Source organism: Curtobacterium sp. PhB130, from assembly GCF_003755165.1.
Taxonomy (GTDB): domain Bacteria; phylum Actinomycetota; class Actinomycetes; order Actinomycetales; family Microbacteriaceae; genus Curtobacterium.
Genome location: NZ_RKII01000008.1, coordinates 442,748 through 466,746 on the forward strand (window position 1 = coordinate 442,748; position 23,999 = coordinate 466,746).

Annotated in this window: 23 protein-coding genes; 12 read left to right on the forward strand and 11 right to left on the reverse strand. The window is 71.9% G+C overall.

From position 1 onward, the window contains the following. Nucleotides 1-17 precede the first annotated feature (17 nt). Both fbaA and EDF24_RS12145 read left to right on the forward strand, forming a co-directional pair. Nucleotides 18-1,046, forward strand: coding sequence for a class II fructose-bisphosphate aldolase (gene fbaA / locus EDF24_RS12140; protein ID WP_123654182.1), 1,029 nt, complete (start codon nt 18-20; stop codon nt 1,044-1,046). A gap of 67 nt (nt 1,047-1,113) precedes the next feature. Further along, complete coding sequence (locus EDF24_RS12145) at nt 1,114-2,376, forward strand: M18 family aminopeptidase (RefSeq protein ID WP_123703150.1); 1,263 nt, start codon at nt 1,114-1,116, stop codon at nt 2,374-2,376. A gap of 99 nt (nt 2,377-2,475) precedes the next feature. Here the strand turns inward: EDF24_RS12145 and EDF24_RS12150 are convergent, their stop codons facing one another. After that, nucleotides 2,476-3,144 carry a DUF6264 family protein gene (locus EDF24_RS12150; protein WP_123654184.1) on the reverse strand — a complete coding sequence of 223 codons (669 nt, stop codon included), beginning with the start codon at nt 3,142-3,144 and terminating at the stop codon, nt 2,476-2,478. Beyond that, the gene (locus EDF24_RS12155; protein ID WP_395868008.1) at nt 3,141-4,205 is read right to left on the reverse strand and encodes a 4-hydroxy-3-methylbut-2-enyl diphosphate reductase; all 1,065 of its coding nucleotides are present in this window, start codon (nt 4,203-4,205) and stop codon (nt 3,141-3,143) included. The genes EDF24_RS12150 and EDF24_RS12155 overlap by 4 nt, the downstream gene beginning before the upstream one ends. A gap of 90 nt (nt 4,206-4,295) precedes the next feature. Here EDF24_RS12155 and xseA point away from each other — a divergent pair, with 90 nt between their 5' ends. The 5 genes from xseA to EDF24_RS12180 are packed head-to-tail and all read left to right on the forward strand — an operon-like array spanning nt 4,296 to nt 8,542. Continuing rightward, nucleotides 4,296-5,534: an exodeoxyribonuclease VII large subunit gene (gene xseA, locus EDF24_RS12160; RefSeq protein WP_123654185.1), complete on the forward strand. Its 1,239-nt coding sequence runs from the start codon at nt 4,296-4,298 to the stop codon at nt 5,532-5,534. Nucleotides 5,535-5,570: 36 nt separating this feature from the next. Then, nucleotides 5,571-5,804, forward strand: a complete 234-nt coding sequence (locus EDF24_RS12165; protein WP_123654186.1) for an exodeoxyribonuclease VII small subunit — start codon at nt 5,571-5,573, stop codon at nt 5,802-5,804. Continuing rightward, nucleotides 5,801-6,439, forward strand: coding sequence for a DUF4245 domain-containing protein (locus EDF24_RS12170; protein ID WP_165931448.1), 639 nt, complete (start codon nt 5,801-5,803; stop codon nt 6,437-6,439). The genes EDF24_RS12165 and EDF24_RS12170 overlap by 4 nt, the downstream gene beginning before the upstream one ends. Before the next feature lie 37 nt (nt 6,440-6,476). Then, nucleotides 6,477-7,091, forward strand: coding sequence for a carbonic anhydrase (locus EDF24_RS12175; RefSeq protein WP_123703152.1), 615 nt, complete (start codon nt 6,477-6,479; stop codon nt 7,089-7,091). 38 nt (nt 7,092-7,129) lie between these two features. Then, the gene (locus tag EDF24_RS12180) at nt 7,130-8,542 is read left to right on the forward strand and encodes a class II fumarate hydratase (protein ID WP_123703154.1); all 1,413 of its coding nucleotides are present in this window, start codon (nt 7,130-7,132) and stop codon (nt 8,540-8,542) included. Between the two features lie 253 nt (nt 8,543-8,795). On the opposite strand, the gene EDF24_RS12185 is transcribed toward EDF24_RS12180, so the two are convergent. From EDF24_RS12185 to EDF24_RS12195, 3 genes are all read right to left on the reverse strand, one after another. Then, nucleotides 8,796-10,118, reverse strand: a complete 1,323-nt coding sequence (locus tag EDF24_RS12185) for a PhoH family protein (RefSeq protein WP_243698327.1) — start codon at nt 10,116-10,118, stop codon at nt 8,796-8,798. Between the two features lie 301 nt (nt 10,119-10,419). Then, nucleotides 10,420-11,553 carry an aminotransferase class V-fold PLP-dependent enzyme gene (locus EDF24_RS12190; RefSeq protein WP_123654190.1) on the reverse strand — a complete coding sequence of 378 codons (1,134 nt, stop codon included), beginning with the start codon at nt 11,551-11,553 and terminating at the stop codon, nt 10,420-10,422. A 107-nt stretch (nt 11,554-11,660) separates the two neighbouring features. Continuing rightward, on the reverse strand, nt 11,661-12,446 hold the full coding sequence (locus EDF24_RS12195) for an isoprenyl transferase (protein WP_185017199.1): 786 nt from the start codon (nt 12,444-12,446) through the stop codon (nt 11,661-11,663). A gap of 75 nt (nt 12,447-12,521) precedes the next feature. Between EDF24_RS12195 and EDF24_RS12200 the strand changes: the two genes are divergently transcribed. Then, on the forward strand, nt 12,522-13,226 hold the full coding sequence (locus EDF24_RS12200; RefSeq protein ID WP_123654191.1) for a hemolysin III family protein: 705 nt from the start codon (nt 12,522-12,524) through the stop codon (nt 13,224-13,226). Nucleotides 13,227-13,586: 360 nt separating this feature from the next. Here the strand turns inward: EDF24_RS12200 and EDF24_RS12205 are convergent, their stop codons facing one another. Next, on the reverse strand, nt 13,587-13,865 hold the full coding sequence (locus EDF24_RS12205; RefSeq protein ID WP_123654192.1) for a hypothetical protein: 279 nt from the start codon (nt 13,863-13,865) through the stop codon (nt 13,587-13,589). Next, the gene (mca, locus tag EDF24_RS12210; protein WP_123654193.1) at nt 13,862-14,752 is read right to left on the reverse strand and encodes a mycothiol conjugate amidase Mca; all 891 of its coding nucleotides are present in this window, start codon (nt 14,750-14,752) and stop codon (nt 13,862-13,864) included. The genes EDF24_RS12205 and mca overlap by 4 nt, the downstream gene beginning before the upstream one ends. 33 nt (nt 14,753-14,785) lie before the next feature. Between mca and EDF24_RS12215 the strand changes: the two genes are divergently transcribed. Next, entirely contained in the window at nt 14,786-15,277 is a 492-nt protein-coding gene (locus EDF24_RS12215; protein ID WP_123654194.1) for a DUF4307 domain-containing protein, read from the forward strand. A 74-nt stretch (nt 15,278-15,351) separates the two neighbouring features. Next, complete coding sequence (gene greA / locus EDF24_RS12220) at nt 15,352-15,840, forward strand: transcription elongation factor GreA (RefSeq protein ID WP_123654195.1); 489 nt, start codon at nt 15,352-15,354, stop codon at nt 15,838-15,840. 80 nt (nt 15,841-15,920) lie between these two features. On the opposite strand, the gene ilvA is transcribed toward greA, so the two are convergent. Both ilvA and EDF24_RS12230 read right to left on the reverse strand, forming a co-directional pair. Further along, nucleotides 15,921-17,165: a threonine ammonia-lyase gene (gene ilvA / locus EDF24_RS12225; protein ID WP_123654196.1), complete on the reverse strand. Its 1,245-nt coding sequence runs from the start codon at nt 17,163-17,165 to the stop codon at nt 15,921-15,923. A gap of 45 nt (nt 17,166-17,210) precedes the next feature. Further along, nucleotides 17,211-18,500, reverse strand: a complete 1,290-nt coding sequence (locus EDF24_RS12230; protein WP_243698305.1) for an AI-2E family transporter — start codon at nt 18,498-18,500, stop codon at nt 17,211-17,213. 92 nt (nt 18,501-18,592) lie between these two features. Here EDF24_RS12230 and EDF24_RS12235 point away from each other — a divergent pair, with 92 nt between their 5' ends. Continuing rightward, nucleotides 18,593-19,900: a winged helix-turn-helix domain-containing protein gene (locus EDF24_RS12235; protein WP_123703156.1), complete on the forward strand. Its 1,308-nt coding sequence runs from the start codon at nt 18,593-18,595 to the stop codon at nt 19,898-19,900. Here EDF24_RS12235 and EDF24_RS12240 read toward each other — a convergent pair. Continuing rightward, the gene (locus tag EDF24_RS12240; protein ID WP_123703158.1) at nt 19,897-20,799 is read right to left on the reverse strand and encodes a M48 family metalloprotease; all 903 of its coding nucleotides are present in this window, start codon (nt 20,797-20,799) and stop codon (nt 19,897-19,899) included. The genes EDF24_RS12235 and EDF24_RS12240 overlap by 4 nt on opposite strands. A 22-nt stretch (nt 20,800-20,821) precedes the next feature. Next, nucleotides 20,822-21,388, reverse strand: a complete 567-nt coding sequence (locus EDF24_RS12245) for a LemA family protein (protein WP_123654707.1) — start codon at nt 21,386-21,388, stop codon at nt 20,822-20,824. Between the two features lie 221 nt (nt 21,389-21,609). Here EDF24_RS12245 and EDF24_RS19195 point away from each other — a divergent pair, with 221 nt between their 5' ends. Beyond that, nucleotides 21,610-23,976: an Ig-like domain-containing protein gene (locus EDF24_RS19195; RefSeq protein WP_185021650.1), complete on the forward strand. Its 2,367-nt coding sequence runs from the start codon at nt 21,610-21,612 to the stop codon at nt 23,974-23,976. Nucleotides 23,977-23,999 lie beyond the last annotated feature (23 nt).

Consider the following 23,999-nt stretch of genomic DNA (forward strand, 5'->3'; position numbering starts at 1 on the left):
AGTCGAAGGAGATCCACGTGCCCATCGCAACGCCGGAACAGTACGCCGAGATGATCGACCGCGCGAAGGCCGGCAAGTTCGCCTACCCCGCGGTCAACGTGTCCTCGTCGCAGACCATCAACGCGGTCCTCCAGGGCCTCACCGAGGCCGGCTCGGACGGCATCCTGCAGGTCACGACGGGTGGTGCCGACTACTTCGCCGGCCACACCGTCAAGAACCGTGCCGCCGGTGCCCTCGCGATGGCCAAGTTCGCGCACGAGGTCGCCAAGAACTACCCCATCACGGTGGCGCTGCACACGGACCACTGCCCGAAGGACGCCCTCGACGGCTTCGTCCTCCCGCTCATCGCGGCGAGCGAGGAAGAGGTCCGCCACGGCCGCAACCCGATCTTCCAGTCGCACATGTGGGACGGCTCGGCCGTGCCCCTCGACGAGAACATCGAGATCGCCCGCACCATGATCGAGAAGACCCGCAACATCAACGCCATCCTCGAGGTCGAGATCGGCGTCGTCGGCGGCGAGGAGGACGGTGTCGAGCACGAGGGCACGAACGACGCCCTGTACACGACCTCCGGTGACGTGGAGCGCGTCGTCGACGCCCTCGGCCTGGGCGACAAGGGCCGCTGGATCGCCGCCCTCACCTTCGGCAACGTGCACGGCGTCTACAAGCCGGGCAACGTGAAGCTCCGACCCGAGCTCCTCGGCGAGATCCAGGCAGCGGTCGCGGCGAAGCACGGCACCGGCGAGAACCCCCTCGACCTCGTCTTCCACGGCGGCTCCGGCTCGACCGACGACGAGATCTCCGAGGCGGTCCGCAACGGCGTCATCAAGATGAACATCGACACCGACACGCAGTACGCGTTCACACGCTCGATCGCCGGGTCGATGTTCACCAACTACGAGGGCGTCCTGAAGATCGACGGCGAGGTCGGCAACAAGAAGCAGTACGACCCGCGCGCATGGGGCAAGGTCGCCGAGACGGCGATGGCCGCCCGCGTGGGCGAGGCCGCGAAGATCCTCGGCTCGGCCGGTCACAGCCAGAGCTGACGTCCAGAGCACCATCCGGGAGGGCCGGGGCGCGTCCGCAGGGCGCGTCCCGTGCCACGATGGTCGGGTGACCGTCGACGCCATCGCCTCCGAGTTCGCCCACTTCGTCACCGAGTCGCCGACGGCGTTCCACGCCGCGGCCGTGACCCGCGACCGGCTCGTCGCCGCCGGCTTCGCCGAGCTCGCCGAGCAGGACGCCTGGCCGACCGAGCCCGGCGCGTACGTCGTCGTCCGTGACGGCGCGGTGATCGCCTGGCGCGTCCCGACCGGGGCGACCGCGACCACCCCGTTCCGCATCCTCGGCGCGCACACCGACTCCCCCGGCTTCCGCATCAAGCCGAACCCCGTCGTCCGTGTCGGCGGCTGGGAGCAGTTGAACGTCGAGGTCTACGGCGGTCCGATCCTGTCGACGTGGTTCGACCGGGACCTGCGGATCGCCGGCCGGGTCGTCCACGCCGACGGCACGGTCACGCTGCTCGACACCGACGCCGTCGCCCGGATCCCGAACCTCGCGATCCACCTCGACCGCGGCGTCAACGCCGGGAACGAGATCGACCGGCAGCGGCACACCCTTCCCGTGGTCGGCACGGACGGCACCGCTGCCGGCGGCGTCGACGCGCTGCAGTGGCTCCGCGGCCGCGTCGGGGAGACCGCCGTCTCGTGGGACCTCTTCCTGGCCGACACGCAGGCTCCCGCGCGGGTCGGGATCGACGGGTCGTTCCTGGCGTCGGGCCGGATGGACAACCTCACCAGCGTGCACGCCGGACTCCGCGGGATCATCGACGCCCCGACCGACGGTGAGCACATCCCGGTGTTCGCGGCGTTCGACCACGAAGAGGTCGGCTCCGCGACCCCGTCCGGCGCGGGCGGCCCGTTCCTCGAGGACGTCCTCGGCCGCGTGCAGGAGGGCCTCGGCGCCACCCGCTCCGAGGCCGCCCGGGCGTTCCGCGCCTCGTGGCTGCTCTCGAGCGACGCCGGGCACCTGGTGCACCCGAACTACGCGGAGAAGCACGACCCGACCAACCGGCCGCGGCCGGGCGGCGGTCCGCTCCTCAAGATCAGCGCGAACCAGCGCTACATGACCGAGGCGAAGGGCGAAGCCGTCTTCGCTGCGGCCTGCGACGCGGCCGGGGTGGCGTACCAGCCGTTCGTGAACGTCAACACGATCCCGGGCGGCTCCACGATCGGTCCGATCGCGGCGACCCGGCTCGGGATCCCCACGGTCGACATCGGCGTCGGGCTGCTCTCGATGCACTCGGTCCGCGAACTCGTGCACGTCGAGGACCTCGCGGCGCTGCACGGCGCCGTCACGAGCTTCCTGGCGGGCTGACGGCGGCGGGCCCTGGCTCGGCGGCCCTCGGCTGGGCCCGGGCCTGGGCTTGGGCCCGGGCCATGGCCTCGGCCTCGGCCTTGCCGGTCTGGGTCCCGGTCAGGAACCGGCGTGCTGCACGAGCCACGCCATGAAGTGGCCGTCCTGCATCACGACGGTGAGGAACGCCGACATCGTGACCACGGTCGCGACGACGCCCCCGAGGAGCGGCACCCAGACGGTGCGCTTCCGGCGGCGGAGACGGACGATCGACCACCAGGCGACGAGGACGAACACCACGACGCTGCCGAGGGCGCTCACGATCGCCGCCGTCGTCAGCTCACCCGGGTCGGACAGTGCCGTGTACCGGAGCTCGAGCTCGCGGGCGACGCCGGACGCCACGGTGCCGACGGACAGCGACTGCACGACCGAGACGAGCCCGAACGCGAGCAGCATCACGGAGAGCAGGAAGTCGGCGGGCGATGCGCCGAAGCGGGCGGCGACGGGGCCGTCGGCCGGTGCCTGGTCCCGGGCCGGAGCGGGCGTCCGGGACGCTGTGGTCGTCGGTGGCGCAGTGCTCGTCCGGGGTGCCCCGGTGGCGGCTGCCTGCTGTGCGGCGCGGGCCTGTTCGCGGCGTTCCTGCTCCGCGAGGACCGGGTTGACCCAGCCGTCGGGGGCGTACTCGCCGTACTGCGGGGCCGGACGACCCTGGACGCGGACGTCCGCCGTGCCGGCGTGGTCAGGAGCCGCGCGGTCCGGGACCGCGGACCACCCGTCGTCGGCGCTCACCGGTTCCGCCCGCCCAGCGCGCGCGTCGGGTTGCCCGCCGCGTCGGTGCGGAGTTCCTTGGGCAGGGAGAACATCAGGTCCTCGTGCGCGGTCACGACCTCTTCCACGCTGCCGTAGCCCGCGTCCGCCAGCTGCTCGAGCACCTCGTGCACGAGTACTTCGGGCACCGACGCACCGCTCGTGACGCCGACGGTCAGCACGCCGTCGAGCCACTCCTGCCGGATCTCCTCCGCGTAGTCCACGCGGTGGGCCGCACGTGCGCCGTGCTCCAACGCCACCTCGACCAGGCGGACGCTGTTCGACGAGTTCGCCGAGCCGACGACGATCACCAGGTCGGCCTGCGGGGCGACCTTCTTGATCGCGACCTGCCGGTTCTGCGTGGCGTAGCAGATGTCGTCCGAGGGCGGGTTCTCGATGGTGGGGAACTTCTCGCGCAGGAGCCGGACGGTCTCCATCGTCTCGTCGACGCTCAGCGTGGTCTGGGAGAGCCACACGAGGTTGTCGGGGTCGTCCACCACCAGGTCGGCGACGTCCTCGGGTCCGTTCACCAGGATCGTGCGCTCGGGTGCGTGCCCCATCGTGCCCTCGACCTCTTCGTGGCCGGTGTGCCCGATGAGGATGATCGTGCGCTCGGCCTTCGCGAACCGGGTGGCCTCGCGGTGCACCTTCGTGACGAGGGGGCAGGTCGCGTCGATGGCGTGCAGGTCGCGCTCGGCGGCACCGGCGACGACCGCGGGCGAGACGCCGTGGGCACTGAACACGACGTGCGATCCGCGGGGCACCTCGGCGACGTCGTCGACGAACACGGCACCGCGCTGCTCGAGCGTCGACACGACGTGCACGTTGTGGACGATCTGCTTCCGGACGTAGACGGGTTCGCCGTACTGCTCCAGGGCCTTCTCGACGGCGACGACGGCGCGGTCGACCCCGGCGCAGTACCCGCGGGGCGCTGCGAGCAGGACCTTCTTCGTCCCCGTGACCGGGTCGTTCCGCAGCCGCCCGCGCGGCGCGGGGCTGCGCGGCGGGGCGAGTGGGACCGAGTGGCCGTTGGTGATCGTCACGTCCCCGATGATAGGTGAGCGGGACCGACACCGGCTGGGCGCACGTCAGCGGTGTCCGGCACGATGGGACCGCACCACCAGGAGGAGCGCATGGCGATCGAACAGGGACCCCCGACGGCCGACAACCCGTGGCCCGTCGCGCTGCTCGGCGCGAAGATGCGGGACTGGATCGACCGCCTCGGCACCGCCTGGGTCGAGGGCGAGATCACGCAGTGGAACGTCGCCGGCGGCAACGTCTACGGCAAGCTCAAGGACGTCGAGGTCGACGCGACCGTGTCGTTCTCGATCTGGTCGAGCGTCCGCTCCCGGGTCCCCGCCGACCTGAAGCAGGGCGCGCGGGTCGTCGCGGCCGTCAAGCCGAACTACTGGGTCAAGGGCGGCTCGCTGACGATGCAGGTCGTCGAGATGAAGCACGTCGGCCTCGGTGACCTCCTCGAGCGTCTCGAACGCCTGCGCCGGACCCTCGCGGAAGAGGGCCTCTTCGACCCCGCGCGCAAGCGTCGGCTGCCGTTCCTCCCCCACCGCATCGGGCTGGTCACCGGCAAGGACTCCGACGCCGAGAAGGACGTCAAGCGGAACGCCCAGCTGCGCTGGCCGCAGGTGGAGTTCCGGACGATCCACGCCGCGGTGCAGGGCGAGCGTGCCGTCGCCGAGGTGACCGCCGCGATCCAGGAACTCGACGCCGACCCCGAGGTCGACGTCATCATCATCGCCCGCGGTGGCGGCGACTTCCAGAACCTGCTCGGCTTCAGCGACGAAGGACTCGTCCGTGCCGCTGCCGCCGCGACGACCCCGATCGTCTCGGCGATCGGGCACGAAGCCGACCGGCCGATCCTCGACGAGGTCGCGGACCTCCGGGCGTCGACCCCGACCGACGCCGCAAAGCGCGTGGTGCCCGACGTCGCCGAGGAACTCGCGAACGTCCGGCAGGCCCGGGCCAGGCTCGGGCTGCGGCTCTCGCACACCCTCTCGGTCGAGGCGGACCGGATCGCGGCGCTCCGCTCCCGTCCGGCGCTCGCCTCCACCGCCTGGCTCGTCGACACCCGCGCCGAAGAAGTGGCGCGCGACCTCTCCCGCGCCCGGGAACTCCTCGACCGCCGCATCGAGCGGTCGCACTCGGACGTCGGACACCTGACCGGCCGACTCCGGGCGCTCTCGCCGCGCGACACCCTGCGTCGCGGCTACGCCATCGTGCAGACCACGGACGGCGCGGTCGTCCGTGCCGCGGCCGACCTCGACGGCCGGGCGGACGTCCGGGTCACCCTCGGCGCCGGCACCGCGACCGGAACGCTCGAGTCGGAGGGCCCGGGCCCCGACGGCGAAGGCTGATCCGGAGCGTCGGTGGACCCTCGGTAGGATCAGGGGGTGTCATCCGAGGAACAGTCCGAGTCCGACGTCCGGTCCCTGAGCTACGAGGCCGCGCGCGACGAACTCGTGCGCGTCGTCGCCGAGCTCGAGCAGGGCTCGGCCACGCTCGAGCGCTCGCTGTCGCTCTGGGAACGCGGTGAGGCGCTCGCCGCCCGCTGCGAGGAGTGGCTCGTCGGCGCGCGCGCCCGACTCGACGCCGCCCGTGCCGCAACCGAGGACGCCGACCGGTGACCGACCCCGAGACCGGCCGCCCGATCGTCGCGGAGCTCGGCCGCCCCGAGACCGCCGAAGAGACCTGGGCCCGCAAGGACACCGCGCGCCGCGCCCGTCGGCAGCACCAGACCGCGTTCAACCTCGTCCTCGCGCTGATCGCATCGCTCGGCATCGTGGTCTTCCTCGTCGCCGTCGTCGCACGCCCCGACAGCACCGTCGACCGTGACGTCGACTACCGTCAGGTCGCCTCGCAGGCGGACGTCCCCGGCGTCACCCTCGCGGCGCCGGCGCTCCCGAGCTCGTACACGTCGAACCGTGCGGACTACAAGGACCGGGCCGCGGACGGCGTCGACGTCTGGACGGTCGGCTTCCTCACCCCGGACGACCAGTTCGTCGGCCTGCAGCAGGGCATCGGCGCGAACCCGACGTGGGTCGCGAACCAGCTCGACCAGCACGCCGCGACCGGCAGCCGCACGATCAGCGGCACGAAGTGGACCGTGTACGACCGCCGCGACGAAGGCAAGGACGCAGGCAACCAGGCGTACTCGCTCGTCGCGACCTTCGGCAAGAGCACCATCGTGCTCGCCGGCACGGCGGACGAGAAGTCCTTCACGACCATCGCCACCGCCGTGGCGAAGCAGCTCGGCGCCTGAGCGCGCAGCACCACCCGAACCCGAGGAGCAGGACCCCATGACCGATCGCGCCGCGTCCACCCCCGCCGAGGCACTCCGTCTCCTCGTCGAGGGGAACGCCCGGTTCGCCGCCGACAAGCGACGCACCGGCCGCATCGACCCCGAGCGTCGCAGCGAACTCGCGGGCTCGCAGTCCCCGTTCGCCACGGTCCTCGGCTGCTCCGACTCCCGCGTGCCGTTCGAGCACGTGTTCGACGCCGGCATCGGTGACGTCTTCGCCATCCGCAACGCCGGCCAGATCGTCGACGACGTCGTCCTCGGCTCGATCGAGTTCGCGGTCGTCGCGCTCGGCACCCCGCTCGTCGTGGTCCTGCGGCACACCAAGTGCGGCGCCGTCGCCGCGGCCCGTTCCGGCGAGCCGGTCCCCGCACCGCACCTGCAGGTCCTCGTCGACGCGATCGCCCCGAGCGTAGAACGGGTGCGCGCGACCGACGCCGACCTGCCGCAGGAAGCCATCGGAGCCGCCCACCTCGAAGCCACGCTCGCCGCCGTGCTCGAGCGCTCCGGTGCCGTGTCCGACGCCATCGCCGAGGGTAGATTGGCCGTCGTCGGTGCGACCTACGACCTCACCACGGGCGAAGTGTCGATCGACACCGTCGTGGGCGACGCCTGATCCACGACATCAGCCCCACCAGGAAGGACCACGACGACGTGACCGACACCACCACGCAGCCCGCGACGACCGACTACCGGATCGAACACGACACGATGGGCGAGGTCCGCGTGCCCGCGTCCGCGCTCTACCGCGCGCAGACGCAGCGCGCCGTCGAGAACTTCCCGATCTCCGGCACCGGGCTCGAGTCGGCGCAGATCGTCGCCCTGGCCCGTATCAAGCGCGCCGCCGCGATCGTGAACGGCCAGCTGGGCATCGTCGACGCCGCCGTCGCGGACGCCATCGTGCAGGCCGCCGACACGATCATCGCCGGTGAGCACCACGACCAGTTCCCGGTCGACGTCTACCAGACCGGCAGCGGCACATCCTCGAACATGAACATGAACGAGGTCCTGGCGACCCTCGCGTCGCGGAGCGGCACGGACGTGCACCCGAACGACCACGTGAACGCCTCGCAGTCCTCGAACGACGTCTTCCCGACCTCGGTCCACGTCGCCGTGACGGACGCGCTCATCCGGTCGCTCGTCCCTGCGCTCACGCACCTGGCCGAGTCGCTCGAGGCCAAGTCCACGCTCTGGGCGGACGCGGTGAAGTCGGGCCGCACGCACCTGATGGACGCCACCCCGGTCACCCTCGGCCAGGAGTTCGGCGGGTACGCGCGCCAGATCCGTCTCGGCATCGAGCGTGTCAACGCCACGCTCCCCCGCGTCGCCGAGGTCCCGCTCGGCGGCACCGCCGTCGGTACCGGCATCAACACGCCCACCGGCTTCCCGCAGCGGGTCATCGCCCAGCTCGCCGAAGACACCGGCCTGCCGATCACCGAGGCGCTCGACCACTTCGAGGCGCAGGGCGCACGTGACGCCCTCGTCGAGGCGTCGGGCGCGCTCAAGGTCCTCGCCGTCAGCCTGACCAAGATCAACAACGACCTGCGCTGGATGGGTTCCGGCCCGAACACCGGCCTCGGCGAACTGCACATCCCGGACCTGCAGCCCGGCTCGTCGATCATGCCCGGCAAGGTGAACCCGGTCATCCCGGAGGCCACCCTGATGGTCGCCGCGCGGGTCATCGGCAACGACGCCACGGTCTCCTGGGCCGGTGCGTCCGGTGCCTTCGAGCTCAACGTCGCGATCCCGGTGATGGGCACCGCGCTGCTCGAGTCGATCCGCCTGCTCGCCAACAGCTCCCGCGTGCTCGCCGACAAGACCGTCGACGGGCTCCAGGCGAACCTCGAACGCGCCCGCGCCTTCGCGGAGTCGTCGCCGTCGATCGTGACGCCACTGAACCGGGTCATCGGCTACGAGGCCGCGGCCAAGGTCGCGAAGTACGCCGTCGCCGAGGGCATCACCGTCCGCGAAGCGGTCGTGGCGCTCGGCCACGTCGAGCGTGGCGAGGTCACCGAGGCCCAGCTCGACGAGGCCCTCGACGTCCTCAGCATGACCCACCCGAACTGAGCCGACGCGCGTCGCCACCACGACGGCTGACGCGACCACACGGCCGACGGGAGGCCCGGTGCCAGCTGGCACCGGGCCTCCCGTCGGTCCCGGCGTCCCCACGTCGGCCAGCGCGTTCTGGCGGCGCACAACGGAAACCGCCTCGAACCACGGACGTCCGTGGTTCGAGGCGGTTTCCGTTGTGCAAGTCCGGCCCGCACCAGCCGCCGCGGCGGGCGGCGCGGCCGCGGCGGGCGGCGCCGCGGGCGCGGCGCTACACCAGGTCGGGCGAGTCGAGCATCTCCGTCACCAGGGCTGCGATCGCCGAGCGCTCGGACCGCGTCAGCGTGACGTGTGCGAACAGCGGGTGTCCCTTGAGCCGCTCGATGACCGACGCGACCCCGTCGTGCCGACCGACCCGCAGGTTGTCGCGCTGGGCGACGTCGTGGGTGAGCACGACCCGCGAGTTCTGCCCGATGCGGGAGAGCATCGTGAGGAGCACGTTGCGCTCGAGCGACTGCGCCTCGTCCACGATCACGAAGGCGTCGTGCAGGGAGCGACCACGGATGTGGGTGAGCGGGAGCACCTCGAGCATGCCGCGCTCGACCACTTCGTCCAGCACGTTGTCGGAGACCAGTGCGCCGAGCGTGTCGTACACGGCCTGCGCCCACGGGTTCATCTTCTCGCCCGCGTCGCCGGGCAGGAAGCCGAGCTCCTGGCCGCCCACCGCGTAGAGCGGCCGGAACACCATGATCTTCTTGTGCTGCTGCCGTTCGAGCACCGCCTCGAGACCGGCGCACAGGGCGAGCGCCGACTTCCCCGTGCCGGCGCTGCCGCCGAGGGACACGATGCCGATCTCCGGGTCGAGGAGCGCGTCGATCGCGAGACGCTGTTCGGCGGAACGCCCGCGGAGGCCGAACACCTCACGGTCGCCGCGGACCAGGGCGACGGAACCGGCGGTGTGCACCCGACCGAGTGCGGATCCGCGCTCGGAGTGGATGACCACGCCGGTGTTCACCGGGACGCCGGCCAGCTGCGCGGACGCGATCTCCTCGCGCTCGTAGAGGTCGGACATCTGCTCGCCGGACACCTGCAGCTCGGCGATGCCCGTGTAGCCGGAGTCGACGGCGAGTTCGGCGCGGTACTCCTCGGCGGCGAGGCCGACGGACGCCGCCTTGACGCGGAGTGGGAGGTCCTTCGAGACCACCACAACGTCGAGGCCGTCGTTCGCCAGGTTCATCGCGACCGCGAGGATCCGCGAGTCGTTGTCGCCGAGCTGGAGCCCGGACGGCAGGACGGACTGGTTGGAGTGGTTCAGCTCGACGCGGAGCGAACCGCCCGCGCCGACCGCCACCGGGAAGTCGAGCCGCTCGTGTTCGACACGGAGCTCGTCGAGGATGCGGAGTGCCTGCCGCGCGAAGTACCCGATCTCCGGGTCGTTGCGCTTGGACTCGAGTTCACTGACGACCACGACGGGCAGCACCACGGCGTGCTCGTCGAAGCGGAACAGGGCCCGCGGATCGCTCAGCAGGACCGAGGTGTCCAGCACGTAGGTGCGCTGCGCGGTCCTGGTCGACGCGTCGACCGAAGCCGACACCGACGCTGCTGACGAGGTTCCGTGGGAGACGTTCTGAGAGGTCACGACCACTCCATCCCCGGGCCGCGAACGACCCGGTCCTTGTCCTCGACACGGCCACGGAGCGGGTCCCGAAGCACCGACTGTGGCCGCTTCGATCGGGCGCGGTGCCCGATGCGGCAAAGCTACGTCCGGCCACCGACAGGGTCGCCACCGACACGCGGATCGCTCGGTTACGTTCGCGTGAACGGGACCTGAGAGCGAGCGGCGCCGCAGGTGGGCGAGCCGGCCCCACGGCGGGCGAGCCGGCCCCGCCGCGCGACTAGAAGGAGGTGGCGTAGGAGATGCAGGCGTCCCGGAACATGTCGAGCGTCTCGTCCGTCGTCGACGCGAACACCGACACACGGACGGTCCCGAGCCGGGTGCTGGTCGTCACCCCGTGGTTGTGCAGCGCGGCGGACAGCGCGGTGAGGCGCCCCTCGGCCGGCCGGAGCACCACGATGCCGGCACGCTCGGCCGGGTCGCGGCTCGACTCGACCTCGAGCCCGAACTCGTCGGCGATCGCGAAGACCCGCTCGACCCGGTCCGCGACGCGCTCCTGCACCGCCCGGACCCCCACGGCCGTGAGGCGCTCGAGCGAGACCGCGAGCCGTGCCTGGGCGACGGGGTCGATCCGCGTCATCGTGAACCCGGCGGCACCCGGGCGGACCGAGGGCACCTCGACGGGCCAGCCGGTGGTGCCGTGCGGGCCGGAGAGCGCCGGCTGGAGGCGCTCGAGCGCGCGGTCACTGAAGGCGGTGAAGCCGGTGCCCCACCCGGCGTGCAGCCACTTCTGGCCGCCGGTGGCGACGACGTCGGCGACCTCGTAGGGGGCGTCGACCACGCCGAAGCCCTGGATCGCGTCGACGATGAGCAGGCGGTCGCCGATCACGTCGCGGATCCCGGCCAGGTCGGCGAGGTACCCGGTGCGCCAGTCGACGAGCGACACGGCGACGGCGGTGATCGCGTCCTCGGGCGAGGCGGGGGTGGCTGCCAGCCAGGACTCGACGAGGGACGGCGTGACCCAGCCGGCACCGGACTCGATGACGACGGGACGGACGCGGCCGCCGGTGGCGGACGCGGCGCTGGCGAGTGCGAGCGGCATCGACGGGTACTCGTCCGCGGCGACGAGCACGCCGCCGGTGAGACCGAACGCGGTGTGCAGGAGCCCGGGGGTGGTCGCGGTCTGCGAGACGACCTGGTCCGCGCGGCGACCGACCAGGCGCGCGGCGACGGCGCGGACGCGGGCGTCCTGCTCGTCGAGCGTCTCCATGGCGCCGAAGCGCATGTGCTCCTGGATGGTGCCGAGGACCCGCTGTTCCTCGAGCACGGCGGTCTGCACCGGGCCGAACGCGGCGTGGTCGAGGTACCCGGGTTCCTCGGCGAAGCCGGCGACGTACTCGTCGATCTCGATCACAGTGGTGCACCTTTCACAGAAGCAGAACCCTGTGAGTGTACTGGGACCCGACCCGGCCGCCGAACCGGAGCGATCGGCGCGTCAGCCGAACCGGAGGGCCCGACGCGTCAGCCGCCGAACCGACGCGACCGCAGCCCGAAGTCACGCACGGCCCGGAGGAAGTCGACCTCGCGCAGGTCCGGGTAGAACGCCTCGACGAAGTAGAACTCGCTGTGCGCGCTCTGCCACAGCATGAAGTCCGACAGGCGCTGCTCCCCCGAGGTCCGGATCATCAGGTCCGGGTCCGGCTGGCCCTGCGTGTACAGGTGGTCGCCGATGAGCTCCGGCGTCAGGACCTCGGCGAGGGTGTCGAGCGTGCCGCCGCCCTCACCGTGCGCCCGGACGATGCTCCGCATGGCGTCCGCGATCTCCCGCCGGCCGCCGTACCCGACCGCCAGGTTGATGTGCAGCCCGGTGTGGTCGGCACTCCGTGCCTCGGCCTCGGACAGTGCGGTGACGAGCTCCTCGGGCAGGCCGTCGTTCGACCCGACGTGCTGCACGCGCCACGACCGGTGGTGCGAGAGGCGGTCGGCCAGCGCGGCGATGATGCCGATGAGCTGCTCGAGTTCGTCGCCGCCGCGGCCCTTGAGGTTGTCCGCGGAGAGCAGGTAGAGCGTGACGACCTGGACGCCGAGGTCGTCGCACCAGGACAGGAACTCGGGGATCTTCGCCGCGCCGGCCCGGTGGCCGTGCGCCGCGGTCTCGAGCCCGAGCTGCTTCGCCCAGCGGCGGTTCCCGTCGACGATCATCGCGACGTGCTTCGGCTTCGGTGCGTCCTCGATCTGGCGACGGATGCGCTGCTGGTACGCGCGGTAGAGGATCCCGCGTCCCGCCCAACCCAGCTTGCCCGTCACGCGACGAGCGTAGTGCACCGGACCTCGGTGCGGACTCCCAGCCGTCGGTCTGCCGGCCCTCCGTATCGTCGGAGCATGCAGCAGGACCTGGACACCGGAACCCTCCCCCACGTCCCGTTCACGGAAGAAGCGGCGACCGCCGTCGACGAGCGGCCCGCCTGGCGTGGGTGGATCCACCTCGGCACGTTCCCGTTCGCCGTCGCGATGGGGATCGTCCTGGTCACCCTCGCCGCCTCACCCGCCGCGAAGGCCGGTTCAGCGGTGTTCATGGCGACGTCGCTGATCATGTTCGGCGTCTCCGCGACCTACCACCGCTTCCCCTGGGGGCCGGTCGTCAAGCGCGTCCTGAAGCGCATCGACCACACGAACATCTTCCTGCTCATCGCGGGGACGTACACGCCCGTCGCGGTGTGTGCGCTGCCGCACACGCTGATGCTCGTGGTGCTGTGGGTGATGTGGGGCGGCGCGCTCCTCGGCATCGCCTTCCGGGTCTTCTGGATCGGCGCACCCCGGTGGCTCTACGTGCCGCTGTACCTCGCGCTCGGCTGCGCGGCCCTCGGGATCCTGCCGCAGCTCTTCGCCGCGAGCGTCCCGATGACGGTCCTGGTCCTGTCCGGTGGACTCGCGTACGTCGTGGGCGCGCTGGTCTACGGGTTCAAGCGGCCGAACCCCTCGCCGACGTTCTTCGGCTTCCACGAGGTCTTCCACGCACTCACCGTCGCCGCCTTCGCGGCGCAGTGGGCGGGCATCCTGTTGGTGGCGCTGCACCCGGTGCGTTGACGCTCGGCCCCGGTTCGCCCGGCGGCGCACCACGCGCGTTCCTTCCCATGACGCCCGCACTGGGAAGTCGAATCGCGCGTAGGTGATGGAAAGACAGCACCCCCTACGCGCGATTCCACTCCCTACGCGCGATTCCGCTCACCACGCGCGATTCGACTCACCACGCGCGGGTCGACCCACCACGCCGGATTCCACCCACCACGCGCGAGTCAACCCACCACGCGCGGGTCGACCCACCACGCGCGATTCCGCTCACCACGCGCGGGTCGACCCACCACGCGCGAGTGAGCGCACCGACAGGGCGGACGGGAGGCCCGTGGCGGGACCGCCACGGGCCTCCCGTCCGCCGATGGGTCGCGTCTACCCGCGTTCCGTGTCGTCGCCGACGTCGGTACGGCCCGGCTCGTCCGTGGGGACGGTCTCGCCACGCGCCTCGGCTTCCAGGCGCTCCCGGATCTCGGCGCGGTAGCGGGTCCGTCGGATGCGGCGGGTCATGTCGATGACGAGCAGGATCGTCACGACGGCGACGAGGGCGATCGCGATGAACCCGACGACGCCCGGTGTGACGTCCACGTCCGGGACGGTCGAGGTCGGGCTGGGGCTCGGGGTGGCGGCGAGTACTGCCGCGATGGTGCTCACGCGTTGACGTCCTGTTCCGGTGGGATCCCCGCGAAGAGGTCGGACTCCGGCAGGTCGGTGGGCACACGTGCCTCCACCAGCTGGTAGTCCTCGGTCGGCCACACCGTCGCGAGGAGGTCGTTCGGCCAGTAGAAGAAGGGGCTGTCGGGCGGCACCTGGGACGCGTGCGCACGGAGCGCTGCGTCCCGGGCGTCGAAGTACTCGTGCACGTCCACGTGCGTCGTCGCGAGGTCCGGGCGGTCCGCGAAGCGCTCCACCCACTCGCCGAGCTGCGGGACCAGGGGGCTGTCCGGGTCGCGTTCCTTCAGGGCCTCGTAGAAGGCGGTGAAGCGGCGCGGGTTCATGGTGCGCTCGTAGTACAGCTTCGAGATCGCCCAGGGTTCCCCGGCGTCCGGGTACTTGTCCGGGTCGGCGGCGTCGCGCCAGGCGGCCACCGAGACCTCGTGCGTGCGGATGTGATCCGGGTGCGGGTAGCCACCGTTCTCGTCGTACGTGACGAGCACGTGCGGGCGGAACCGGCGGACCACGCGGACCAGTGCTTCGGTCGAGAACTCGAGCGGGACGGTCGAGAACGTGCCCGGGCGGACGGTCTCGCCCTTCTCCGCGTCCGGCAGGCCGGAGTCGTGGTACCCGAGCCAGAGGTGGTCGATCCCGAGCGCCGCCTGTGCCGCCGCCATCTCCCCGCGGCGGAAGCCCGCCATGTCGCGGTGCGCTCGACTGGTCGCGGGTTCGCCGAGCTGGTCGTTGAGGATGTCGCCGGCTTCGCCGCCGGTGCAGGAGACGACCAGGACGTCGTCGCCCGCGGCCGCGTACTTCGCCGCGGTGGCCGCTCCCTTGCTCGACTCGTCGTCGGGATGGGCGTGGACGGCCATCAGACGGTGTGGCACGGGGATCCTCACGGTTCTCGATCGGGGACGCGGGTGATCCACGGAGACCGTGAACTACCCTGGGATCAGGATAATCACCCCGGGAGCCCCGAACTGTCCGAACAGCACAACCCGAGCACCACACGAACCACCGCAGCCGCCCTGGACGACCGCTACGGGCGGACCGCCGGCCGTACCCGCCGGACCCGGACGATCGCGATCGCCGCGGCCGCCGCGATCGTCGTCGTGTTCGGTGCCTGGGTGATCTGGGCGGGCCCCGGCCAGACCTCGCACGGCATCGACAGCGACGACGTGGGCTACGAGATCCTCTCGGCACACCGCGCGGTCGTGCACTCGCAGGTGTCGGTCGACCCGGGCACCGAGATGGACTGCGCCATCCAGGTGCTCGACAAGTCGTACACGATCGTCGGCTGGAAGGTCGTCTCGCTCCCCGCGGTGACCGAGCGCACCCGGTCCATCTCAACCGAGGTGAACACCACGACACGCGGCGTGACCGGCTTGATCCACACCTGCTGGGTTCCCTAGACTGCCGTGATTCGCCTGACGAGACCGACCGCTCCGGTCGGTCTCGTTCTTTCATGGCCGAAGGGATGACTTCCATGAGCAACGACACGCAGGCCATCTGGCTCACGCAAGAGGCACACGACCGTCTCACCGCTGAGCTCGAGGAGCTGAGCGGCGAAGGCCGTGCCGAGATCGCCCGCCGCATCGAAGCCGCGCGCGAAGAAGGCGACCTCAAGGAGAACGGCGGCTACCACGCGGCCAAGGACGAGCAGGGCAAGATCGAGGCGCGCATCCGCGTCCTCACCGAGCTCCTCAAGCACGCCACGGTGAGCGAAGCCGAGTTCGACGGCACCGTCGAACCCGGCACCGTCGTGACCGCGACGATCGCCGGCGACCCGTCGACGTTCCTCGTCGGCAGCCGCGAGATCGTGGCCGAGGGCTCGGACCTGACCGTCTACAGCCCGGTCAGCCCGGTGGGTGCCGCGATCGTCGGTCTCCGTGCCGGTGACACCGCGACGTACACCGCGCCGAACGGCAAGGAGATCACCGTCGAGGTGACGGACGTCGAGCGCTACGAGCCGTAGGGCCCGCACCCCACACCGACAGGAGGCCCGTGGCGGGATCGCCACGGGCCTCCTGTCCGTCGTCGGGAGAGCCGACCGCCTCAGTGCAGCAGCTGCTCCGGGCGGAAGCCCGCCTCGTGGAGTCGCTGGATGACCTCTTCGGCGTGCTCGGGGCCGCGGGCCTCGATCGAGAGGTCCAGGGCGACCTCGCTGATCACGAGCCCCTGGCCGTGGCGGGTGTGCAGGACCTCCACCACGTTCGCGCCGGCGTCGGAGATGACCTGCGAGACCCGGGCGAGCTGCCCCGGACGGTCCGGCAGCATGATCCGGATGCCGATGTAGCGCGACGCGGCGACGAGCCCGCGCGTGATGACCCGCTCCATCATGAGCGGGTCGATGTTGCCGCCGCTGAGGAGCACCACCGTGCGCCCGGTGTCCCGCACCGCGCCGGCCATGATCGCCGCGACGCCCACCGCACCGGCGGCTTCGACCACGAGCTTCGCGCGCTCGAGGAGGACCAGGAGGGCCCGGGCGGTGTCGTCGTCGGAGACCGTGACGATCTCGTCCACGAGGTCGCGGATGATCGGGAAGTTCAGTTCGCCGGGGCGGGCGACCGCGATGCCGTCGGCGATGGTCGGGCTCGTGGTGATGGTGACCGGTTCGCCGGCGTCGAGCGAGTCCGGGTACGACGCTGCGTTCTCGGCCTGCACACCGATGACCCGGATCGGCCGCCCGAGACGCTCGGCGAGGCCCTTCACGGCGATCGCGATGCCGGAGATCACACCGCCGCCGCCGATCGGCACGACGACCGTGTCGACGTCGGGGACCTGGTCGACGATCTCGAGGCCGAGCGTGCCCTGCCCGGCGATCACGTCGGGGTGGTCGAACGGCGGGATGAACACGGCGCCGGTCCGGGCCGCGAAGTCCTTTGCGGCCGACAGCGCTTCTTCGACGGAGTGCCCGCGGAGCACGACCTCGGCGCCGTAGTGCCGGGTGGCCTGCAGCTTCGGCAGCGCCACCCCGACCGGCGTGAAGATCGTCGCCGGGATGCCGAGCTCCCGAGCGGCGAGGGCGACGCCCTGCGCGTGGTTGCCCGCGCTCGCGGCGACGACGCCCTTCGCGCGCTGCTCGGCGGTCAGGGCGGAGAGCCGGTTGTAGGCGCCCCGGACCTTGTACGCACCGGTGCGCTGCAGGTTCTCGCACTTCAGGTGCACCGGGGAACCGAGGACCTCGGCGAGGAACTGCGAGGTCTCCATCGGGGTGACCCGAGCCACGCCCGCAATCGTCACGCGCGCCCGCTCGATGTCGTCGATGGTCGGGATCGTCGGCGCAGTGGTGTCGGTCACGGTCCCATCATCGTCGGTCCGGCCCGTCCTGACGAACCCGTGACGTCAGTTCGTGCTGGCGGTTCCCGGAGCGGCAGCCGGTTCCTTGTCGCTGCCGGGAGCCGGGACGTCGTCACGCGTGGTGTGGCGGCGTCGGCGCAGCAGCTGCAGCTGCCCGTGCTGCCCGCGCTTCGGTGTCGCTTCGAGGACGTGGTCCGAGTCGAGCCGGCGCCAGCGACCGCTCGCGATCGTGGTGACCATCGCGTTCAGGGTGGCGATGAGCGGCACGGCGAAGAACGCGCCGGCGATGCCCGCGAGACCGGACGCCGCGGTGACGCCGAGGACGACCGCGAGCGGGTGCACCTTGACCGCGTTGCCCATCACGAGCGGCTGGAGGATGTGCCCCTCGATCTGCTGGACCAGCAGGACGACCGCGAGCACCAGGACCGCGGCGACCGGCCCGTTGAAGATCAGGGCGACGAAGACGGCCAGGAAGCCGGTGACGATCGCACCGACGACGGGGATGAACGCGCCGAGGAACACGAACGCCGCGATCGGGATCACGAGCGGCATCCCGCCGAAGAACAGCCCGACGATGAACGCACCGAGGCCGATGCCGACCGCGTCGACGAACGCGACGAAGATCTGCACCCGGATGAAGCTCGTCAGGGTGATCCAGCCGGCCACGCCGGCACCGTCCACCGCGGCACGGGCCTTCTTCGGGAAGAGCCGGACGGTCCAGCGCCAGACGTTCTTGCCGTCGACGAGCAGGAAGATCGTCGTGAACAGGATGATGAACAGCGCTTCGAACGCGTGGGTCGCCCCCGAGCCGGCGCTCGCGACGCCGGACAGGATCGACGCCGAGTTGTCCTGCAGCCACTTCGTGCCGTCGTCGAGCCACCCGTTGACGTCGCTCTGGGTGATGCCGAGGCCGGAGTTCAGGACGAGGTCGCGGATGTTCGCGTACTGCGACACCGTGCGGTCACGGAGCGACGGGTACGACGCGATGACCTGGTCGACGACGAGCCACAGCAGCGCACCGATGGCCGCGAGACCGCCGAGCAGGCTGATCACGATCGCGAGCCACTTCGGCACGTGGTGCCGCTGCATCCAGTTCGAGATCGGCACGAGGAGCGCCGAGACCACGATGCCGACGAGGAACGGGATCAGGATCTCGCTGAAGATGGTCATCAGCCAGATGAAGAGCGCGATCACGCCGACGACGACGAGGACCCGCCAGGACCACGCGCCGGCGATCCGGATCCCCGTGGGCACCGACTCCTCGACCACGGGGTCGGGGTGCGACTTCCGCTCCACGACCACTGGTTCGACGACCGTCTTCCTGCCCCATGCCATGGCTGGAGTGTATCTGCGCGGCGGCCGACGTGTTCCAGATGCGGCATATGACCAGAGCGTCGCACGTCGGCGGTGCTCAGTAGGGTCGAGTCGTGCCCAGGACCACGCTCTCCGCCGCCGAGGCCCGCCGCGTCGCACTCGCCGCGCAGGGATTCGGACGGCCGCCGCTCGACACCGTCCCGACCCGGGGCATCAGCGCCGGGATCGGTCGGCTGGGGCTGCTGCAGATCGACTCGGTGAACGTCTTCGAGCGCAGCCACTACCTGCCGCTCTTCGCCCGGCTCGGCGCCTACGACCGGCAGGCCCTCGACCGCCTCACCCTGACCAAGCGCGGCTCGCACCTGGAGTACTGGGCCCACGAAGCGGCGTTCATCCCGCGCGACGACCTCCGGCTGTTCCGCTGGAAGATGGACGCGTTCCGGGTGCGTGACGCCGGCCCGACGCGGATCGACGGCGTCACCCGCACCGAGGCGGTCCGGCGCGAGCTGCACGCGCTCCTGGCGAGCGAGGGCCCGATGCCGGCGAGCGCGGTCGAGCACGAGTCGAACGTCCGGCGCGGTCCCTGGTGGGACTGGAGCGACGTGAAGCTCGGGCTCGAGCAGATGTTCCGCTGGGGCGAAGCGGTGAGCGCCGGCCGGTCCGGGTTCGAGCGCGTGTACGCGCTGCCCGAACAGGTCCTGCCCGCCGGGTTCCTGGACACCGCACCGGCACGCTCCGACGCCATCCGCGAACTCGTCGCCCGGGCGTCCCGCGCCCTCGGGGTCGGCACGCGGGCGGACATCGCCGACTACTACCGGCTCCGGTCGGACGACACCGGCACGGCGATCGCCGAACTGCAGGACGCCGGCGTGCTCCTGCCCGTCCAGGTGGAGGGCTGGCGCGAGCGCGCGTGGATGCATGCCGAGGCCCGGGTGCCGCGGGCGCTCACGACCGACGCGGTCCTCAGCCCGTTCGACCCCGTCGTGTGGTTCCGGCGGCGGGCCGAGCGGATGTACGGCTTCCACTACCGGATCGAGATCTACACACCGGCGCCGAAGCGGGTCTTCGGCTACTACGTGCTCCCGGTGCTGCAGGACGACGCCCTGGTCGGTCGTGTCGACCTCAAGAGCGACCGGCAGCGCGGGGTCCTCCGCGTGCGGACGGCATGGGAAGAGCCCGGCGCCACGCTCGACCCGGAGCGCCTGGCCGCGACGATCCGCCGGGCCGCCGCGTGGCAGGGGCTCGACGACATCGAGGTGACCGACCGCGGCACCGCAGCCGCACGGCTCGCCGGAGCGCTGGCCGTCCCGCTCGTGCCCCACGTCGAGGCGGACGACGCCGACGCGCCCGAACCTGCCGAGGGCGACCCGCTCGAACCGGCCGGGCTCGCGGCACAGGACGCCGCGCAGGACGTCGGCTAGAAGCGGTCCTGGATGCCGCGGAGCCGCGCGATGCGGTCCGGCAGCGGCGGGTGCGTCGAGAAGAGCCGGTCCATCACACCCGGCTTCATCGGGTCCGCGATCCACAGGTGCGCCATCGAGGAGTTCTGCGTCCGCATCGGCCGCCCGTAGGCGCCGAGCTTCTCGAGCGCCCGCGCCAGCCCCTCGGGGTGCCGGGTGGTGAGCGCCCCGGTGGCGTCGGCGAGGTACTCGCGCTGCCGGGACACCGCCGCCTGCACGCCCATCGCGGCGATCGGTGCCACGATCACGGCGACGATCCCGGCGATGAGCAGGATCGGGTTCGCGCCGCCGCCGTTGTCGTTGTTCCGGTTCCGCCCGCCGGACAGTCCGCTGAAGATCGAGATGCGCAGGAGCACGTCGGCGATGAGCCCGACCGCGACCACCAGCCCGAAGACCATCGTCGACACCCGGATGTCGTAGTTCCGGACGTGTCCGAGTTCGTGCGCCATGACGCCCTCGAGCTCCTGGTCGTCCATGATCTCGAGCAGCCCGGTCGTCGCGGCCACGACCGCGTGCTCCGGGTCCCGGCCGGTCGCGAAGGCGTTCGGCGACGGATCGCGGATGACGAAGACACGGGGCATCGGCATGCCGGTGGCGATCGCCAGGTTCTCCACCGTCCGCCAGAGCCGCGGCTCGGTGTTCCGGTCGATCTCGATGCCGCCCGCGATGGCGGTGGCCTGCCGCGCGGCGGTGAAGTACTGCAGCACGGCGTACCCGAGTGCGACGACGAGGACGATGACGCCGATCGAGACGTTCCCCGCCAGGTACCCGCCGAGGAACCCGAGCGCACCGATGATGACCAGGAACACCAGGACGATGACGACGGTGTTGCGCTTGTTCCGCGCGATCGCGCTGTACATCAGCGGCTTCCGGGACGGTGGGTCAGAACTGGACGCGCGGCGGTTCGGCGATCGCCGAGGGCTCGGCGGTCTCGAAGAAGGACGCTTCGCTGAACCCGCGGCGCTTGGCGAACGTGGAGTTCGGGAAGACCTTGATCTTCGTGTTGAGCTCGCGGACCCCGCCGTTGTAGAACCGCCGGGCCGACTGGATCTTGTCCTCGGTGTCGACGAGCTGGGTCTGCAGCTGCAGGAAGTTCTGGCTCGACTGCAGCTGCGGGTAGCCCTCGGCCACGGCGAACACGCTCTTCAGCGCCTTCTGCATGTGGCCCTCGGCGGCTGAGGCGGCGTCCGCGTCCCCGGCGCTGAGCGTCTCCGCACGGGCCTTCGTGACGTCGGTGAAGACGGCCTTCTCGTGGGTGGCGTACCCCTTCACCGTGTCGACGATGGTGGGGATCAGGTCGGCGCGCCGCTTGAGCTGCACCGAGATGTCACTCCACGCCTCGTCCACGCGGACCTTCAGCGTGACGAGCGAGTTGTACGTGACCCAGAGGTAGATCCCGACGATCACGAGGACCACGACCACCACGCCGACGACGATCAGGGTCGTGATGAGTCCGGTGTCCATGCGGGAGTGCTCCTCGTCGGGTCGGGTTCGGCCAGGTCAGGCCATCGACGATTCTAACGACGCTGCGTGCGCCTGCCGCGCGCGAGCGGTGGTTCACGGGCGATTCCCCAGGCACGCACACCGGGCATCCGGACAGGGGCCGGATCGCGCGGATCATCCGCGAGGTGTATTGACCGATGGGCCGTCGTCACGTGGGATGGAGGGGCATGAACACGCACGGGGACGACGTGGACACCAGGGCAGTCGGGGGCGACGGCCCCGTTCGTCGTGCCCGCGTGGGGGTGCTCGGCGGCCTCACCGCAGCCCTCGCGGCGGCGCTGCTCGCGCTGAGCGTCGCGCCCGCCGCGGCCGCGACGGGAGCCACCACTGCCGCGGCGGCGAACGGCGCCACCGCAGCCGCAGTCCCCGCGACGCCGACACCGACACCGGCGCCCACCCAGTCGCTGACCCGCCCGAGCGCCGCACCGACCGGCACCCCGACGTCGACCCCGAGCACCCCGCCGACCGGCCGACCGCCCGTCGACCCGACGATCGCCGACCCGGGCGACCTCACGAGCGCCACGGGCCGCTTCCACGGCACCGCGACCCCCGGCCACCGGGTCCGCGTGATCGATCCGAGGGTGACGAGTTCCTCGGTCTGCACGGCGACGACGAGCACCACCGGCGCCTGGTCCTGCTTCGGCCGCGTGCACACCGGCGCACAGCAGGTCTTCACGGTGCAGGACGTCTCCGACACCTCGCGCCACACCGCCGACGCTCCGGCCGCCGACGTCGTCGTGCCGCCCACCATCACCACGCGGGACCCCACCACCGGCACGGTCGTCGGCAGCGGCGACACGGGGACCACCGTGACCGTGTCGGTCTCCGGCTCGCCCGCGGTCCGCACGGCCACGGTCGGGTCCGACGGCCGCTGGGTCGTGTCCTGGTCGACCGGCGCGGCACCGCACCCGAGCGGCACGGTCACGATGACGGCCACCCAGACCGTCAGCACCGCGCGGGGCTACCGGTCCGACCTCCGGAGCGCCGCGTCCGCCCCGGTCTCGGTCACGTTCGACCGGACGCCACCGGCAGCGCCTCGGATCACCGCCCCGCGGACCGGACAGCGCGTCGCCGGCCAGCCGCTCACCGTGCGCGGGACCGGGGAGCCCGCGGCCGCGGTGACGGTCTACGTCGACCGTGCCCCCGTCTGCGGTGCGACCGTCGGCAGCGACGGTGCGTGGTCGTGCTCGGCCCGGGGCGTCCCGCTCGCCGCGGGCGCACGATCGGTCACCGCACTGCAGCACGACGCCGCGGGCAACCACTCGGCGTCCTCGACCGCCGTCGTGGTCCGGGTCGCCGGCGCATCCGGCAGCACCCCGGGTGCCACCGCCACCGGTCCGGGCAGCACCGCGTCCGGCAACACGACCCCCGGCGGCCCGACGGCCGGCGGGACGACCCCGGACCCGGGCGGGAACGGCAGCAGCACGGGTGCACCGGGCACGGGCACGGGCGGCTCCGGTGGTGGCGCGGGCGGGAACGGCTCCGGCGACGGCAGCGCAGGCGCCGGCGCGGGTTCGAGCGGTGGCGCGGGCCACGGCATCGACTGGTCCGGTCCCGCCGGCGACTGGTCCGTCGCGACGACGTTCGACCAGACCGTCCCCACGATCCAGTCCTCGTTCTCCTGGCGCACCCTCCTGGTCGCCGCGGCCGTCGCAGCGGCGTTCCTCCTCCTCGTCGCGGGCCCGGTCCGACTCGTCGCCCGGTCGCTCCGCGGCCGCGTGTCCCTGCGACTCGCCTCGTTCACCGGCCGGAACCGTCCGCGTTCCGAGCGCCGCCGCGGGGACGACTCCCTGCCCGGGTGGGTGTCGGTCGGCATCGCCGTGGTGCTCGCCACCGTCCTGACCCTGCTCGGGGTCGGCGTCGAACTCGAGGCGCGCTACGTCCGCCTCGCCATCGCCGTCCTCCTCGGTACCGCGGTGCTCACAGCAGGGGTGGTCCTGGCGACGCGGTGGGCCGCCGGAGCGGACCGGCACATGGTCGGCTACCGGGTCTCACCGTGGCTCGTGCTCACCGCCCTCGTGGCCTGCGCCGTCACCCGTACGGCGGACCTCTCCCCCGCGGTCGTGGTCGGCGTGCTGCTCGTCCCGGTCGGCCGGACCGACGTCGACACCGGCGCGATGCGCCTCAGGGCCGGGGTCGCCGCCTGCGCTCGGAGCGCCACCTGGCGGTCCGCCGCGCTGCTCGTCCTCGCCGCAGCGGGGTGGGTGCTGCACAGCCTCACGCTCGGCTCCGGGTTCTGGGTCTCGCTCGTGTCGGAGTTCGCGATCACGCTCTGCGTCGGTGGCCTCGGCTCGTTCGTGGTCACCCTCCTCCCCCTGCCCGGCTCGGCGGGCGGCGCGCTCTGGGCGCACTCGCGGACCCGGTACGCGTCGATCGCCGCCGTGGGCGTCGCGCTCGGTGCCGCCGTGTACTCCGGCACCGCCGGCACGCACGTCTCCCCCGTCGTGATGGCCGTCGTCGCCTGCGGGTGCGTCGCTGTCGCGGCCGCCACCTGGGTGTGGGTGCGCGTGCTGGAACCGGACACGCGCGCCTGAGCCGAGCCGCGCCTCCCGACCGG